16 protein-coding genes, 1 tRNA gene and 1 riboswitch are annotated in these 16,533 nt (G+C 57.4%); of the genes, 11 read left to right on the forward strand and 6 right to left on the reverse strand.

All coding sequences use genetic code 11. From position 1 onward, the window contains the following. Positions 1-50: 50 nt before the first annotated feature. Positions 51-809, reverse strand: a complete 759-nt coding sequence (locus IBX54_RS01900; RefSeq protein ID WP_296540963.1) for a 3-hydroxyacyl-CoA dehydrogenase — start codon at positions 807-809, stop codon at positions 51-53. Positions 810-943: 134 nt separating this feature from the next. On the opposite strand from IBX54_RS01900, the gene IBX54_RS01905 reads away from it, so the two are divergent. After that, positions 944-1,020: transfer RNA gene (locus tag IBX54_RS01905), tRNA-Val, on the forward strand. 355 nt (positions 1,021-1,375) lie between these two features. Here IBX54_RS01905 and IBX54_RS01910 read toward each other — a convergent pair. Further along, the gene (locus tag IBX54_RS01910; RefSeq protein WP_296540964.1) at positions 1,376-1,738 is read right to left on the reverse strand and encodes a terminase TerL endonuclease subunit; all 363 of its coding nucleotides are present in this window, start codon (positions 1,736-1,738) and stop codon (positions 1,376-1,378) included. 197 nt (positions 1,739-1,935) lie between these two features. Here IBX54_RS01910 and IBX54_RS01915 point away from each other — a divergent pair, with 197 nt between their 5' ends. The 9 genes from IBX54_RS01915 (at position 1,936) to IBX54_RS01955 (ending at position 9,819) form a co-directional block, all read left to right on the forward strand. Further along, entirely contained in the window at positions 1,936-2,253 is a 318-nt protein-coding gene (locus tag IBX54_RS01915; protein ID WP_296540965.1) for a hypothetical protein, read from the forward strand. 3 nt (positions 2,254-2,256) lie between these two features. Beyond that, positions 2,257-2,553, forward strand: a complete 297-nt coding sequence (locus IBX54_RS01920; protein WP_296540966.1) for a type II toxin-antitoxin system RelE/ParE family toxin — start codon at positions 2,257-2,259, stop codon at positions 2,551-2,553. Between the two features lie 180 nt (positions 2,554-2,733). Then, complete coding sequence (locus tag IBX54_RS01925; RefSeq protein ID WP_296540967.1) at positions 2,734-3,126, forward strand: type IV pilin protein; 393 nt, start codon at positions 2,734-2,736, stop codon at positions 3,124-3,126. Further along, on the forward strand, positions 3,120-3,710 hold the full coding sequence (gene pilV / locus IBX54_RS01930; RefSeq protein ID WP_296540968.1) for a type IV pilus modification protein PilV: 591 nt from the start codon (positions 3,120-3,122) through the stop codon (positions 3,708-3,710). The genes IBX54_RS01925 and pilV overlap by 7 nt, the downstream gene beginning before the upstream one ends. After that, positions 3,707-4,690, forward strand: coding sequence for a PilW family protein (locus IBX54_RS01935; RefSeq protein ID WP_296540969.1), 984 nt, complete (start codon positions 3,707-3,709; stop codon positions 4,688-4,690). Before pilV ends, IBX54_RS01935 begins: the two co-directional genes overlap by 4 nt. Further along, positions 4,690-5,196, forward strand: a complete 507-nt coding sequence (locus tag IBX54_RS01940; protein WP_296540970.1) for a hypothetical protein — start codon at positions 4,690-4,692, stop codon at positions 5,194-5,196. The genes IBX54_RS01935 and IBX54_RS01940 overlap by 1 nt, the downstream gene beginning before the upstream one ends. A 48-nt stretch (positions 5,197-5,244) precedes the next feature. Further along, positions 5,245-8,580, forward strand: a complete 3,336-nt coding sequence (locus IBX54_RS01945; RefSeq protein WP_296540971.1) for a PilC/PilY family type IV pilus protein — start codon at positions 5,245-5,247, stop codon at positions 8,578-8,580. Positions 8,581-8,594: 14 nt separating this feature from the next. Further along, positions 8,595-9,125: a GspH/FimT family pseudopilin gene (locus tag IBX54_RS01950; RefSeq protein ID WP_296540972.1), complete on the forward strand. Its 531-nt coding sequence runs from the start codon at positions 8,595-8,597 to the stop codon at positions 9,123-9,125. Positions 9,126-9,264: 139 nt separating this feature from the next. Next, positions 9,265-9,819, forward strand: a complete 555-nt coding sequence (locus IBX54_RS01955) for a GspH/FimT family pseudopilin (protein ID WP_296540973.1) — start codon at positions 9,265-9,267, stop codon at positions 9,817-9,819. A gap of 8 nt (positions 9,820-9,827) precedes the next feature. Here IBX54_RS01955 and IBX54_RS01960 read toward each other — a convergent pair whose 3' ends face one another. From IBX54_RS01960 to IBX54_RS01975, 4 genes are all read right to left on the reverse strand, one after another. Next, complete coding sequence (locus IBX54_RS01960; protein WP_296540974.1) at positions 9,828-11,069, reverse strand: ATP-binding protein; 1,242 nt, start codon at positions 11,067-11,069, stop codon at positions 9,828-9,830. 75 nt (positions 11,070-11,144) lie between these two features. Beyond that, positions 11,145-11,594 carry a transcriptional regulator NrdR gene (gene nrdR, locus IBX54_RS01965; RefSeq protein WP_296540975.1) on the reverse strand — a complete coding sequence of 150 codons (450 nt, stop codon included), beginning with the start codon at positions 11,592-11,594 and terminating at the stop codon, positions 11,145-11,147. A 6-nt stretch (positions 11,595-11,600) separates the two neighbouring features. Continuing rightward, positions 11,601-12,845 carry a serine hydroxymethyltransferase gene (glyA, locus tag IBX54_RS01970; protein WP_296540976.1) on the reverse strand — a complete coding sequence of 415 codons (1,245 nt, stop codon included), beginning with the start codon at positions 12,843-12,845 and terminating at the stop codon, positions 11,601-11,603. A gap of 21 nt (positions 12,846-12,866) precedes the next feature. Continuing rightward, positions 12,867-12,996: riboswitch (ZMP/ZTP riboswitch) on the reverse strand. A 17-nt stretch (positions 12,997-13,013) separates the two neighbouring features. Continuing rightward, the gene (locus tag IBX54_RS01975) at positions 13,014-13,853 is read right to left on the reverse strand and encodes a lytic transglycosylase domain-containing protein (RefSeq protein WP_296540977.1); all 840 of its coding nucleotides are present in this window, start codon (positions 13,851-13,853) and stop codon (positions 13,014-13,016) included. A gap of 455 nt (positions 13,854-14,308) precedes the next feature. Here IBX54_RS01975 and IBX54_RS01980 point away from each other — a divergent pair. Beyond that, the coding region (locus IBX54_RS01980) for a DUF349 domain-containing protein (RefSeq protein WP_296540979.1) at positions 14,309-16,533 on the forward strand (2,225 nt) is incomplete at its 3' end.

Here is a 16,533-nt window from a genome sequence, read left to right on the forward strand (position 1 = left end):
GCCGGATTGTAGAAACCAAGCTGCCCAGCCTGGTGCAGCCCGGTAGTGCGTCAGCGCGGTGCCAGGCGAATGGCGCCGTCGAGCCGGATCACCTCGCCGTTGAGCATGTCGTTCTCGAAAATGTGCACCGCCAGCTTGGCGTAGTCCTGCGGCGTGCCCAGGCGCGAGGGAAACGGCACACTGGCAGCCAGCGCGTCCTGCACTTCCTGCGGAAAGCTGAACAGCATGGGCGTGCCAAAAATGCCGGGCGCTATCGTCATGTTGCGGATGCCATTGCGCGCCAGGTCGCGCGCAATGGGCAGCGTCATGCCGACGATGCCGCCTTTGGAGGCGCTGTAGGCGGCCTGACCGATCTGGCCGTCAAAGGCGGCCACCGAGGCGGTGGAGATCAGCACGCCGCGCTCGCCCGTGGACTCCGGCGTATTTTTGCTCATGGCGTGCGCGCACAGACGGATCATGTTGAAGCTGCCGATCAGGTTGACGCTGATGCATTTGCTGAACAGGGACAGGGCGTGCGGGCCGGTTTTGCCAACGGTTTTCTCGGCTGGCGCAATGCCGGCGCAGTTCACCAGCCCCATCAATTTACCCAGGCCAGTGGCGCAGGTCACCACGGCTTGCGCATCAGATTCGCTACTGACATCGCACTTGACAAACGTGCCGCCAATGGCCTGGGCCACTGCCGCACCTTTGTCCTCCTGCATGTCGGCAATGACTACCTTGGCACCCTTGCCGGCGAGCATGCGCGCCGTGCCTTCGCCCAAGCCAGATGCGCCGCCGGTCACGATGAATACTTTGCCTGCAATCTCCATGTGTTTCTCCAAAAATAATTGACGTTAACGTAAGCGTCAATTATGGCGCAAGCGTTGCCCTTGATTATTCGATCTTGCGTCTGCAGAACGGCGCGATATTGCAGCTATACTCTCGTTCTCTTTTCGAGACCCTTAGGCGCGTAGCTCAGCTGGTTAGAGCACCACCTTGACATGGTGGGGGTCGTTGGTTCGAGTCCAATCGCGCCTACCAAATTTGGTAGATAAATCAAGCACTTAGCAGTTTTGTTAGGTGCTTTTTTTGTCTGGTGTCTAATAAGCGTCTAATTCGATGGCGAACAATGGCGGTGTCTATTTATTTCTTAGACACCAATTTATTTATCGTTGAATGCCTTGCACCAGCCTCAAAAATAGGTGCCAGCCACGCAAGGGGGACGCTGCACGCCAGCCCATCACAGAATCACTCCGCTTTTGTGTACCGGCCGCAAAGTCTTGCCGCTGGCAGTCGGTGTTATTTGTCAGACGTGGCACTAACCGACTAACCCACGTCCCGCTTATCCACTTTCGTGGCCCCGGCAGGCACGGCTTAAGCCCTCTTTCGATGTTAATTAAATGAAAATTCGCCATTGCTGTAAACCTCTACCGGCTGAGCGTTTGCCGTGGTTGAGTTGCTTGCCCAGGACAAGTTTCTCAAGCTCTTTTGTCGGCACGCTCATGGAGGCGTAACCCTGCCCAAAGGCCACAATTGAGAAACCGTCACCCGATAGCTGGGTGGCCAGTTGGGTGGCATTCCACCTATCAATGGCGATCTCTTTGATTTGGTATTTTTCGCTAAGCTCGTTGATCCGGGCGCGGATCACCTCATAGTCGATCACGTTGCCTTCGGTGGCTTCAATGTGCCCAGTCTTGGCCCAGCCGTCATAGGGGACGTGATCCCGCTTGGAACGCTTGTATTTGCCCTCAGACGGCACGGACACTTACCGTCAGAATCCCGAATTCTGGCTGTATTTGACGCGTTTGAGGGACACGCCAAGCTAATGCGGTTGCGCAGCTGGTCGCTTGCGGGGATGGTAGGTTGACCTTCGTCAAACGCTGCCAAGTCACCACATTATCTGTGTTAAATTTCCAGGGTAGTTAAATCTGACTACCTTTCGAATTGGAGCAATAAATGCCGAAAGCCAGCGTCGTTAATAAACCAACGAGTTTGAAACTGCCAGCAGCACTCAAGGAGCAACTGGAGGACGTTGCACACAGTGCTGGCCTGAGCCTGCACGCGTTCATGATTCAGGCCCTGGCCGATTCGGTTCAACGCACGCGTCTGCGTGAGGCATTTGCGCAGGACTCAATGGCTGCGCTGCGCGACATGAAAACCAGTGGCGTGGGCTACGAACTGGATGATGTCAGGGCGCATTTTTCAGAGCTATCCAGTTATCGAAAAGGGCGGCAACCCAAGCCACCAGACCTGCATCCATCTAGTCTGGGTTGATTTATGCCACGCGTGTTTTTGAGCGATGCGGCGTTCAGCGACCTGCTGCGGTTGGAGGAGTTTCTGGCCAACTCAGATGATTCAATGGCGGACGAGTTGTTGGATTTCATTCTGGATGCCTTGCAGGTTTTAACGCACCAGCCAGGTATTGGCAGGCCCGTCGAGGGTGGTCTGCGGGAGCTCATCATTTCGCGCAGTCGCAGCGGCTATTTGGCACGCTACCAATTTGACGATGCCGCCGATCTGGTTCTTGTTGCACGCATTCGTCACCAACGGGAGGCCGGGTACACGGAGATTTAGAAGCGGCACAGGATACGAAACTGCCGATAACCATCTGAACAGGCGCGAGGTCAGAGGCCATTCGTGTGCAAATAAGACGAAATGTTTGTACCGCCTGTCCGATGCCCTATGCCACTTGTCGGCAAAACGGACAGGGCGATAAGATCAGCACGCAAAATCAAACCCAAAGCAGAAAACCCTATGAACATCACCAAACACCGTGGCTTTACCCTGATCGAGCTCATGATTACCGTGGCGGTAATCGGCATTCTTGCGGCGGTGGCATTTCCGTCGTACACGCAATACATCATCCGGGCCAACCGATCGGCCGCGCAGGCGCAGATGATGGACATTGCCAACCGGCAGCAACAGTTTCTTTTGGCCAATCGGGCTTACGCGTCCAAAGCCGATTTAGTCGCTAGCGGCTATGCCCCACCCACGTCAGTCGAAGCAAAATACAGCTACACCATTACGGTGGGCACCGACACGGTACCCTCATTCACGATCACTTTTACGCCCATTGGCACGCAGGCTGCCGATGTTATCTTGGAACTCAACAGCGAAGGGGAGAAAACCCCGATTGAAAAATGGTAGCGCCGCTGCCCACCACAACGCTGCGCCGACAGCGCGGCTCATCAATGATCGAGGTGCTGGTTACGCTGGTCATTGTCTCTTTTGGTTTGCTCGGTTTGGCTGGTCTGCAAGCCCGCCTGCAAACGTCTGAAATGGAGTCGTATCAGAGAAGCCAGGCATTGATGCTGCTCAATGACATGGCGAATCGCATTGCGACGAATCGTGGCAGCGCCGCGGCCTATGCTGTTGGCGCCGGCGTGGATAGTCCGCTGGGTGCAGGAATGACCTGTCCTACAGCGACTTCTACGATGGTGCAGACTGACTTGAGAGAATGGTGCAACGCGCTACAGGGCGCTGGCGAAATCCTTGGTGGCACGGGGGGCACCAGTGTTGGCGCCATGATCGGCGGCCGCGGGTGCGTGGAAGACCTTGGTAACGGCGAGTACTTCATTACCGTTGCCTGGCAGGGCCTGACACCCATCTCGGCGCCGCCAACCTCAGTCGCCTGCGGTTTGAACAGTTACAACACTTCGGGGTCCTCGTGCGTTGGTGATTTATGCCGACGCACTGTGACGACCCTGGTGCGGATTACGATAGTGTCATGAACATGCAAATCCGTCGCAGGCCACAAGCTGGCTTCACACTGGTCGAATTGATGGTGTCCATGGCCATCGGCTTGCTCATTGTGCTGGCGCTGATCACCCTGCTGATCAATGTCAACCGCAATAACAGTGAAATGACCAAGACCAATCGGCAAATTGAAAATGGCCGCTTTGCCATTCAGTTACTGCAAAATGACCTTATACATGCCGGTTTTTGGGGTCCGTTGAGACCAGCAACACCATCCGCTATGCCCGCTCCCTGTCCTATATCTTGGAATGACGCGAACATCCTAGGTATTCCTGTTTTTGGTTTTAACAGTAGCACTATCACCGCTAATTGTCCTGCGTTTACTGGTGTGCAAGTGAATAGTGATGTGCTGGTGGTGCGCCATGCCGACACCTGTGAAGTCGGTTCTACTGTCTGTGATGGGGGGACAGACACCGGACCGCATATACAAGTATCCAACTGCTCTACCACACCGTCAGAAGAGGCGTACGTGATCGACTCTGCCTCATTCCCGTTGCGTGACAAGGATTGCACAGCGATTGCCGCTCGACGAAAACTTATCTCTAATATCTATTACGTCTCAGACAATAGGCTGATGCGGGTTGAGTTGAAAAATGGAACCTATCAAACACAGCCAATGGTTGAGGGCATCGAGGCATTCCGCGTTGAATATGGCATCGATAACAACGGCGACGGTAGCGCGGACGAATTTAAAACAACGAGTCTGATGGCTGGTACAGCGGTAGTTCCATGTGCTGACGTAGGCACTGCCTGTAATTTTGCTGCCAACACTGTCGCTGTAAAGATTCACGTTCTCGCGCGAAACCTTGAGACCTCGCCCGGTTACACGACCAACAAGTCATATCAGCTCGGTGCAACAACAGCAATTCCCGATCCGGGTGATGGCGTCAAGCGGCATGTCTATTCGACCACCGTCCGACTCGTCAATCCATCAAGTCGCAGGGAGCGGCCGTAATGAATCACATGAACAGTCTGCGGCGGCAACGCGGCGCAACCCTGATCGTCGGCCTCATCATGCTGGTGCTCATCACGTTGATGATGGTGTCTGCCTTCATGCTAAGCGGCACCAACCTCAAGGCGGTTGGCAATATGCAATACCGGGACGAAGCCATTGCCGCTGCCAATGTTGCCATTGAGCGTGTTGTCAGCACCGACTTCATGCTATCGCCTGTTGAGAGTACCGAAACCGTCACTATCGGCGGAGCCGTTTATACCGTTAAAGTGGAAACTCCCGTATGTATTAAATCCATTGGCATCACCCTGCTGCCTAACACGGATCACGACTACGACACCTGCGTCGTTGGCGGGGAAAACCCGACGCCAATGTGCTTTGACACCGTTTGGGAGATTGAGGCAACCGTGAGCCCAACCGGGGCAGCCGCTACGACGGGCGCCGTTGCAACCTTGCGGCAAGGTATTGGAAGAAGAGTGAATGTAACTGCTGCGAGCAGTTGCGATTGAACGAATTGAAACCTGATGTCGTCGCCAACGCGGCAAGGAGTGTATTTAATGATGAATAAGATCTTTAGACTGGCGGCTGTAACGGCTTTGCTATTGGTGCAGGCGAGTGCGAACGCAGAGGATATTGACCTCTTTGTCGGTACACCCAATAGCGCTGATCTTCCTAACGTCCTCATAATAGTAGATAACACTGCAAACTGGGGCAGCGGCAATTATCCGCAACCATTTGGTAACGAAAAAGCTGCATTAATTAACACCTTTAATGCTTTGCCGACAGGGCCTGGTGGCGAAGCGAAATTTCGGGTAGGTGTAATGTTTGCTGCTGAGACAGGTTCACCAAACAACAACGTTGATGGTGGCTACGTCCGTGCAGCCATACGCCAGATGACTACCGAAAATAAGTCGATTTATGGGGCGTTTCTAAATAGCATCGATTCAAATAACGACAAGGGTAATGGGGGTAGTTCAAGCCTTGTCATGGCCGAGGCGCATCGCTATTTAACTGGTGGCATTCCTGTCGCTGGAAATGGGAAGGCAAAATCGGATTACACGGGCAATTCCTACACTGGGACAACCGCACAATCACGAGAGGTCTATGCTCTGCCGGGCAATGCCCTATCCTCATTTAACGGATCGCCTTATAACGCTCCTCCGTCCACGGGCTGTAATAAGACCTATATCATTTACCTAAGCAATGGCCCTTCCCAAGATAACACGGCCGTGATTGGTTCGTCCCGTGCCCTGTTGCAAGAGGCTGGCGGCAGTACTGCGACGATCCCACTGACCCCCAACGGGTCGCAGGGGAATGTTATCGATGAATGGGCTCGCTTTCTGAATGTTGACCAAGGAGTCATTACTTACACCATTGATGTCAATCCGGGTACGTCTAGTCAAGGACTAGGTTGGACCGCCTTGCTTAAAAGCGCCGCAGATGTTGGTCAGGGGAAATATTTCGCAGCGAATTCGGACAGTGATGGTGGGCAAGAAATTCTTGAGGCGATGAATACCATTCTGAGTGAAATCCAGTCTGTCAACAGCGCTTTTGCCTCCGCCACTTTACCGGTCAGTGTGAATGCGCAGGGCACCTATGTGAACCAGATATTCATCGGCATGTTCCGACCAGAGCAGGAACCCAGGTGGTTCGGAAATCTAAAGCAGTACCAATTTGTGGCAGACGTTGATGCTGCCGGCAACATCGTAGGGCTTAAGACTGGAGACAAGAACGGCAGCCCAGTGGTCAGCCCGCTGACCGGCTTCATTACGCCGTGTGCGGAGAGCTTCTGGAGTAGTGCTGACACCTATTGGCCAGATGGTTATCTGGGGAATTGCCTGGGTTCGGATGTCAGGTCCAATTCGCCGGACGGTGAGATCGTTGAAAAGGGTGGGGCGGCACAAAAGCTGCGCGCGCTTTCACCGGCGTCGCGTAAGGTGTTGACTTGCAATGGTTGCGCCCTCAATGCTGCATTGCCCGAATTTACAGCAACAAATTCTGGTTTAAGCGCCGACGTAGTGGCTTGGGCACGAGGCGCTGATAGCAGCATAACCCCCGAGAGGACTGGTCAAACCGCTGCCAATATGCGGCCCTCTGTGCACGGCGACGTGGTGCACTCGCGCCCCCTGGCAGTCGACTATGGTGGCGATATCGGAGTAGTTGTGTTTTATGGTGGCAACGATGGTATGCTCCGCGCAATCAACGGTAACAAAGCCGACACTGCCGGAAACGAGTTATGGTCTTTTGTGGCACCTGAGCACTTCGGCAAATTCAATCGCCTTAAAACCAACACTCCGATTGTCAATTTCCCTGGTGTGTCTGCCGAGATCACACCCACGCCTACTGCCAAAGATTATTTTTTCGACGGACCGATAGGTGCATACAGTAGCGGCACCACCAAGTGGATTTATCCCACCATGCGGCGTGGCGGGCGCAGTGTTTATGCCTTTGATGTGAGCACACCTGCAACTCCAGTTTTGAAGTGGAAGCGTGACGAAAACTCCACTGGTTTTGCTGACATCGGTCAAACTTGGTCAGAACCCAAGGTTGTCAAGGTGGCAGGTTATCCGTCGCTTGCCGATGCGACCAAATCACCTGTGATCATCATGGGGGGTGGTTATGACACTTGTGAAGACAATGATGCGGCGCCGAATACGACCTGCACATCGCCCAAAGGTAACCGCATTTATGTGCTGAATGCCGATACTGGTGAACTGGTGCGAACATTCAATACCGAGCGCAGCGTGCCAGCCAGTATCACAGTGCGCGACACTGATGGCGATGGCATGGCAGACATTGCTTATGCGGTTGATACCGGCGCCAACATCTACCGCATCAGCATCGGGAAGGGAGAACCCTCAGACTGGTCCATGACCAGAATCGCCGCGCTTGGTTGCACCACGACTGCGTCGTGCGACCGTAAATTTCTTCAGGCACCAGAGGTGATTTTGACTGCTGAATACAACGCCGTGTTGGTCGGGTCAGGCAACCGCGAGCGCCCATTGATGGCTAACAACGCCACGCTGGTGGACAACGCCTTTTTTATGATCAAGGACGTTGCCTCTGTCATCAGTCCAACGTTGATAACGACAAGCACAACGACCAGCACCGGTGCCAAGGCGCTGGTTGAGATTGACCCGAGCCTGGAGCCTACCAAGGCACAACTGGCAGAACTCGACAAGCCAACGAACAAAGGCTGGTATCTGGCTTTTGGCAGTGGTGTGCATGATAAGGAACAAGTGGTGACATCGGCTGTGGTAATAGCGGGGGTTGCTTACTTCAGCACACATACCCCGAGCGTGCCAATGACTTGCCGTGCCAACCTTGGTTTGGCCCGTGGCTATGCCGTTAATTTCAGAAATTCCTCCAGTCGTGATACCTACAAACCCGATGCGATCGTTGAGGTTAACGACGATGGAACCTTGTTTGTTACCTTTCCCGATGGAACAACCGCAACATACCAAGCTGGAACGACGGTTGTGACCAATCCCGACGGAACGGTGATAGTGACGGACCCGAATGGCTTGGTCTTTGTTCGTTTTGCGGATGGAACAACTGCGAACTACCCAGCCGGAACGACGGTTGGGACCAATGCTGATGGTACTGTGATTGTTACGTACGCTGATGGTACGGTGCTTGAGATCGACCCGCCCGACACCAATGCCAACCGCTACAGCGTGTTTGCAGGCGGTGGGCTTGCGCCGTCTCCCGTCGGTGGCATTGTCGAAATAGCCGTTGACAAGCCTGATGGAACGACGCGATTGGAAAAGGTTGCCTTCTTGATCGGTGGTAAACCCCCAGCGGGTGAGGTTTGTTCCGGCATTTGTGGGTCGAAAGTAGAGATTCCTGTGAGTCCGGTCCGAAGCCGCATTTATTGGTACATCCAGCGGTGAGAATAGGGCCAGCAATGATGTATCAACCCGTTTTGTTGCGTGGGTGGCCATGCTGCACGAAGAAAATGCGTGGCTTCACCCTGATCGAACTGATGGTCACGGTCGCCGTGCTGGGCGTGCTTGCAGCCCTGGCGGCACCTTCCTTCAATGAAGCCATCCTGAGCAACAAATTGACGTCATATTCCAACAACTTTGTAGCCAGCGCCACCTTGGCGCGTAGCGAGGCGATCAAGCGCAATGCGGTGGTCACGCTGTGCCGCTCGGCTAGTGGCACTGCATGTGCCGGGTCAGGTGGTTGGCAGCAGGGCTGGATAGTGCTGGCTGGCACCACGGTGGTCCAGCATCAGCAGGCACTGTCGGCGGACTACCAGCTTACCGGGGATGCCTACAGCATCAGCTTTCAGCCCATTGGGGTTGGCGTGGTAGAGGCTACCTTGAAGCTGTGCCGCGCAACACCTTCGCCAGGTGGTCAGGAGAGGAAAATATCGCTTAAAGTTTCAGGGCGCGCGTCAGTGGAGACCACCAGGACAGGCACTTGTCCTTAAGGATTTTTGGATTATTTTCAAATTTTTATAGCCACATTCCCCCCAAATGGGGGATTGCGCACCCCTCCTGTCCGATGTAGTCTGTTCCCCTTGAGTCCGGCGCAAGACCGGCCCCAAGTACATATTGGAGGGGATACGCATGGACAAGCGCTTTGTCAGTGGCGGCTTCACGTTGATCGAGTTGATGGTGGTGGTGGCAATGTTGGCCATCCTATCGACGCTGGCGGCGCCTGCCCTGTCGGGCATGGTCAACTCCATGCGCCTGACCACGGCGGTCAATTCACTTTTCACCAGTTTTTTGCTCGCGCGCAGCGAGGCCATCAAACGCAATGCACGGGCGGTGGTGTGCAAGTCGGCCAGCGGCGACGCCTGCATTACCACCGGGGGGTGGGAGCAGGGTTGGATCGTGTTTCATGATGCCAACAACAATGCCAGGCGCGATGCGGGTGAGGTGATTGTGTCGCGGGAGCATGCGCTGCAGTCGCCTGTTAATTTGACTGGCAATCAACCGCTGGCCAGTTATGTGTCTTATACCCCGATGGGCCAAACTGCCTACGCCTCGGGTGCCTTCCAGGCCGGCACGCTCACGGTTTGTCTGGTGTCGTCTGAGCCGCAGATGGCGCGCCAAATTGTGATCAGCAGCACCGGCCGGCCGCGCACCGTCAGGACGACGGTGGCCAAATGCCCTTTGTGATCAGCGTCCTACTGGCCCCACAAGCTTGATATTGGCGCCGCCCAGATGCGATTGCCGAGCGGCAGGGTCTCGGTGCCATCGTAGAGGATCACGCCCAGCTTGAACTGGTCTCCAGCAATACTGGCCAGGCGTTTGAGTCCGCGCAAATCGGTTGTCCCGACCGAAGCTGCTGCCTTGATCTCGACCCCAACCAATTGTCCGCCTGCGTTTTCCACCACCACATCGACTTCGAATTGATCGTGATCGCGGTAGTAGAGCAATTGGTAGTCCCCCTCTGCGCTGGTGGCGTGCTTGAGTAGTTCCCCGTAAACGAAGGTTTCCAGCACATGACCAAAGCGGCTCCGATCTTGTGCGGCTGTGGCTGGCGTGAAATCAAGCAGGGTGGACAGCAGGCCTGAATCGATGAACTGTACCTTGGGGGTTTTCACCACCCGGTTGAGCCGGTTTCTGGCCCAAACTTCGACTCGCTTGAGCAAGTACATCTGCTCAAACACATTGACGTAGCGGGCTGCCGTTTTGTGATCCAGCCCAACCTGGCCGCCCAATTGGGTGTAGTTGCACATCTGACCTGAGACCTGAGCCAAGGCCTGCAAAAAACGAGGCAGTTGGTCAAGCCGGTCAACGCCTGTCACGTCGCGCACGTCGCGTTGGATGATGGCGTCGATGTACTGGCGAGCCCAAGCGGTGCGTCGACGCGGTGTGGCGCGCGAGACCGCTTCCGGATAACCGCCACGCAACACTGCTTCGACCAGCGCCTCACCGACGACTGGGGTGGACACTTTTGGGACAACTCCGGCAAAGGCGCTGTCCAGCCAGTTGAGCGTGGAGCCATGCATTTCGCTTTGCGACAGAGGCAGCAAGGTTAAGACTTCCATTCGCCCGGCCAGCGAATCTGCCACGCTGGGCAGCGTCATTAAGTTGGCCGATCCGGTCAGCAGGAAGCGCCCGGGGCGTCGATCCTCATCAACAGTCTTCTTGATGGCCAGCAGCAGTTGCGGGGCACGCTGGATTTCATCAATGATGGCCCTATCCAGGTTGCGAATCATTCCTACGGGGTCTTCCTTGGCCGCCAACCGGGTCAGCTCATCATCAAGCGTAAGGTAGCGCAGTTCCTGGTTCGCTATCTGGCGTACCAACGTGGTTTTGCCGGCCTGTCTTGGACCCGCGATCATGACGACGGGCGTGTCTGTGAGTGCCTCGGCAACTCGCGCCGTTATGAGTCGTGAATAGAGTGGCGTTGGGGTGTTCATGATTGCACATGGTACCGTGCAATTGGGAATCAATCAACGTAAATCAGGGAATCTAAAACCGTGTAATTGGGAATCTCAGCGTCCCACCTCATCCACCAGCATCCTGAAGTCGTCCATGTCTTCAAAGCTGCGATAGACGCTGGCAAAGCGCACGTAGGCCACTTTGTCGAGCTTTTTGAGCTCGTACATTACCAGTTCGCCAATGCGGGTGGACAGCACTTCGCGCAGGCCCAGGTTGAGCAGTTTTTCTTCGATACGCTCCACCGCGCTATCGACCTGCTCGGTGCTCACCGGGCGCTTGCGCAGCGCCAGCTTCATGGACGCCAGCAGTTTGGCGCGCTCGTATTCAATGCGGCGGCCGTCTTTTTTGACAATGGCCGGAAAGCTGACATCGGGGCGCTCGTAGGTGGTAAAACGCTTGTCGCACGCGGCGCAACGGCGCCGGCGGCGGATAAAGCCCCCGTCTTCAGACACCCGTGTTTCCACCACCAGGGTGTCTGGGTGGCTGCAAAAGGGGCATTTCATGGATGATTAACCATAAACCGGAAAGCGCGCGGTCAGGGCGTTGACCTTGGCGCGCACGGCGGCTATGTTGGCCTCGTCGCGTGGGTTGTCGAGCACGTCGGCGATCAGGTGGGCGGTTTGGCGCGCTTCTTCGTCCTTGAAGCCGCGCGTGGTCATGGCCGGGGTGCCCACGCGCACGCCGCTGGTCACCATGGGCTTTTCGGGGTCGTTGGGGATGGCGTTTTTGTTGATGGTCATGTGCGCCGCACCCAGCACCGCTTCGGCTTCCTTGCCGGTGATGTTTTTGGAGCGCAAATCAACCAGCATCACATGGCTTTCAGTGCGACCGCTGACAATGCGCAGGCCGCGCTCGGTGAGCGTTTCGGCCACGATGCGGGCGTTGGTCAGCACTTGCTGTTGATAGACCTTGAACTCAGGTTGCAGCGCCTCCTTGAAAGCCACCGCTTTGGCCGCAATGACATGCATCAGCGGGCCGCCTTGCAGGCCGGGGAAGATGGCGCTGTTGATGGCTTTTTCGTGTTGCGACTTCATCAAGATGATGCCGCCGCGCGGGCCGCGCAGGCTCTTGTGGGTGGTGCTTGTCACCACGTCGGCATGCGGCACCGGGTTGGGATAGACGCCAGCGGCAATCAGCCCGGCGTAGTGCGCCATATCGACCATAAAGATGGCGCCCACATCCTTGGCAACTTTGGCAAAACGCTCAAAGTCGATGCGCAGGCTGTAGGCGCTGGCGCCGGCAATGATCAGCTTGGGTTTGTGCTCATGGGCCTTGCGTTCCATGGCGTCGTAGTCGATGGCCTCATTGGCGTCCAGGCCATAGCTCACCACGTTGAACCACTTGCCGCTCATGTTGAGCGCCATGCCGTGCGTCAGGTGGCCGCCTTCAGCAAGGCTCATGCCCATGATGGTGTCGCCGGGTTTCAAAAACGCTAAAAACACGGCTTCGTTGGCGCTGGCGCCGCAGTGCGGCTGCACGTTGGCCGCCTCTGATCCAAAAATCTGCTTGACGCGGTCAATGGCCAATTGCTCGGCAATATCGACAAACTCGCAGCCGCCGTAGTAGCGGCGGCCGGGGTAGCCTTCGGCGTATTTGTTGGTGAGCTGGGTGCCCTGCGCGGCCATGACGGCGGGCGAGGCGTAGTTTTCGCTGGCGATGAGCTCGATGTGGTCTTGCTGGCGCTGGTTTTCGGCCTGGATGGCGGCAAACAGCTCGGGGTCGGTTTGCTCAATGAGAACGTTACGGTTGAACATGGCAGTCCTTAAAGAAGTGGGTTAAGGTGCCCAGGCGAACGGCTGATCACAAAACCGCGCATGGTTTTGCGGCACGCTCCCCTGTGGTGTTCCCACGTCAACCGCTTGCCCGGTCGGGACAAGCAGCCTATCGCCAGTTGCGTGCGGGGCCGAGTTTAACTGACACCATCAGCCCATGGCCACGGTGGCCGTGTTGCCGGGAGTGCTTGGTGCTGCTTGCGGCACAGTGGGCGTGTCAACCACCTTGGTCACGGTTGCCTCGGGGGTAACTTGCGGTGTCAGCGTGCGGATGGGCCGGCCGTCGGCCACTTGTTGCAGTCGCGCGTATTCGGCCATCACTTTGGCGGCATAACCGCCGTCAGTTTCCAGGTTGGCCGCGCCTACGTAGTATTTCAGGCCGCCTTCCACAGAACCTGCCATGCGGATGCAGTCTTTGAGCACCTTCACGCCCACGCGCAGGTTGGCCAGCGGGTCGAAGGCGGCAAACTGGCCGCCAAAGCTTTGGTACTTGTCGCTGTGAATCTTGGTCATGACCTGCATCAGGCCTTGCGCGCCCACGTGGCTTTGGGCAAACGGATTAAAGCGCGACTCGATGGCCATCACGGCCAGGATCAGCGTGGGTTCGATCTTGACCTGCGCACCCACGCTGTAGGCCTCGGCCACCAGCGCGCCGATGGGCTCGGGCGCCACGCGGTATTTCTTGCTCAGCCAGTAGGCCACAGCGGCTTGCTGCTTGGGCAGCTCTTTGGGGTCGGTTGCGGTGGCGCGCTCGCTGGCCACGGGGTCGCTGACCATGCCGGTAACCTCATGCTGGCGCTGTTGCAGCCAGCTAAAGAGCGTGCTTTCGCCTATCTGGCGCAGCTCGGGTCGGGCCACCAGGGCCATCACGGCAAACAAGACAGCCAGGCCGATCAGGGCAAAGCCGTTGTGGGTAATTTGAAACAAGCCCTTGGTCAGGGTAGCTAGCGCTTGCCTCAGACTGGAACTCACGGTGTTAGATGCTGTCATAGCTTCTCCTTCTTGCGCGAGGGGCCGATGCCGCTTCAAGACAAACTTGCAGCACACATCAGAATCCCAGGCATGGGTTGTTACGCTATCAATATCCTGCGGTTTCCAAGCCTGTGGTGCAGAGATTTGATGTTGCCGGGGTTGGCAGCGGGTAAGGGTTATCCCTTGATTTTGTCAAGGATGGCGGATTCTAGGGGGTTTGGATATACCTGGTCAACCATATGGATTAGGTTTTATATTCTAAAAAATGCCTGCAATTTCAACGGTTAACGTGAAAAAGCCGCCCCGCCAATGTGCAGCGAATGGTTGTCATTGCCTCAATTGAGGTGCTTGAACAGTCTGTTCAGATTCGTCGCAAATTGTTTTTTTGGGACAGCCGCCAAAACCCGGCGAAAATACGCCTTTCTTCCCGCCGCCTCGCTGCGGGCACCTTCTCTATCTAGTGCGCGATGTCGATGTTCCCTTTTTCTACCCAAAGCAAAGCAACCCCAACCCCTGAAGCGTCTGCCGTCGGCGCCAAAACCCCCGAGGCGCATCCACTGGATGCCTTGACGCATGGTGCGTTCTCCAAGCAAACCTCGGGCGAACGCATGGCCTGCATCCGCGAATGGCTGGCCACCAGCCCAAGCGCCGAGCAGTTGCAGCAGGTGTTCAAGGAACTCAGCGGCAAAGACAAGGGTGCCGCCAAATTGCTGCGCGAAAAGCTCGACGAGATCAAGCGCAGCAAGACGCAGGCCACCATTGCGCTGGAATGGGCCGACAAGGCTCAGGCGCTGCTGGCCTTGAGCAAGCTCAATCTGGCCGATGCCCTGGCCTGGCAGCGTGATGCCGCCAAAGCCGGCGCGCCGCTGAGCAAGGAGCCGCTGGCCGGCCTGAAGGCGCAACTGGTCGAGCGCGTGCGTGCCATCGAAGACTTGCAGCACCGGGTGCAGGTGCAGCGCGAGGCGGCAGTGCTGCTGGCGCAGCGCGTTGAGGTGCTGTCCACCAAACCCTGGACCGATGCCCAGGCCGCCCAGCAGGCGCTGGCCCTGGATGTGGCCCACTGGCAAACCGAGGTCGAGGCGCTGCAGGGCGACACCAACTGGGCCAGTGTTGATGTGCGTTTTGTCTCGCAGCTGAACGATTCGCAAGCCCAGTTACAACTGGTCTGGCAGGCTTTCCAGGAAGCGCTGGCGCTCACCGTGGCGGCCGCGCAAGACGCCACTGCGCCGCTGCCCAAAGTGCCGGTGTGGGCCGACGAGCTGCGGCTGGCGCGCGGTGTGCCGCTGCAAGCCGTGCCAGCGCAGCCCAAGCCCAAGGTGGACCCCGAGATTCGTGCCAAGGCCACGGCTTTTGTGGCCGAGGTGCTGGCCAAGCTGGAGCATGAAATGGCCCAGGGTCATGGCAAGGCCAGCGCCGGTGCCGCCAACGCCCTGCGCCAGGCGCTCAAGGACAACGGCCGCCTGATTGACGACAAGCTCGAAGCCCATGCCCATGCGGCGCTGGTGGCAGCGGGCGAACTGGAGGGCTGGCAACGCTGGCGTGCCGACCAATTGCGCGAAGAACTGGTGGCCAAGGCCGAAGGCTTGCTCAAGCGCCCCGAAGGCCAGGCCATTGGCGGGCGCAAGATGCAGGACCAGCTGCGTGGCTTGCGCGAACAGTGGAAGCTGACCGACCAGGGCGGTGTGCCCAACCATGCGCTGTGGAAGCGCTTTGACGAAGCCTGCAACGAAGCTCACAAGGTGGTTGAGGCCTGGCTTGAAAAAATGAAGACCGAGTCGGCCGAGCACCGCGCCCAGCGCCTGGCCCTGATCGACGAGCTCAATGCCTGGGCCGAGGCCAACCGGGTCGCGCTTGACGACGACTGGAAAGGCTTTAGCCGCGTGTTGCACCAGTTTGGCGAGCGCTGGCGCGAGGCCGGTCACATCGGCGAAAAAATGTTTGCCGAGCTGCAGCCGCTCTGGAAAGCCGCCATTGACCACGCTGCTGAACCGCTGGAAAGCTTGCAAAAACTCAGCCTGGAAGCGCGCCACGCCATGATCGACGAGGCCCGCGCGCTGGGTGCCGAGCCGGTGCTGCACATTGATGCCGTCAAGGCGCTGCAGCAGCGCTGGCAGGCCGAGGCGCACCGGGTGCCGATCGACCGTCGCCATGAGCAAAAGCTGTGGGATGCTTTCCGCAAACCGATCGACGAGGCCTTCAACCGCAAGACCGCCGAGCGCGAAAAAGCCCAAGGCGCCTTGGGCGAGCGCGACCGTGTTGTGCTGGATGCTTCCAAAGCCTTGCAGGCAGCCAATGCCTCGGGTGACGCGCAGGCCATTCGTGTTGCCATGGCCGCGCTGGAAGCGGCGCTGTCGGGCCAGGCACTGGCGCAAGCCGCCGTGGCTGCTGCCGGGCCTGCCGAGGTCAATGTGGACATGGCTTCGCCTGAGCTTGAGGCACCGGCACCTGCGCCTGCAACCACCGAAGCGGCGACGGAAGCTGCGGCGGGTGAAGCTGTACCGGGTGAAGCCGCTACCGCCGAGGCAGCCGAAGCTGCGCCAGTCGCTGAACCAGTCAAGCCGGTGACCCAGCCCAAACGCGTGATTGCCGTGCGCGGCGACGACCGCCCCGGCATGAAAAAAGAAGAACCCGCAGCCATTGGGCGTGGTGGCAAGTTTGGCGACCGCAAGGACAGCGGCCGCCCCGCTGGCCGCGACGG

This window comes from Rhodoferax sp. (genome assembly GCF_014859475.1).
GTDB lineage: Bacteria > Pseudomonadota > Gammaproteobacteria > Burkholderiales > Burkholderiaceae_C > Rhodoferax.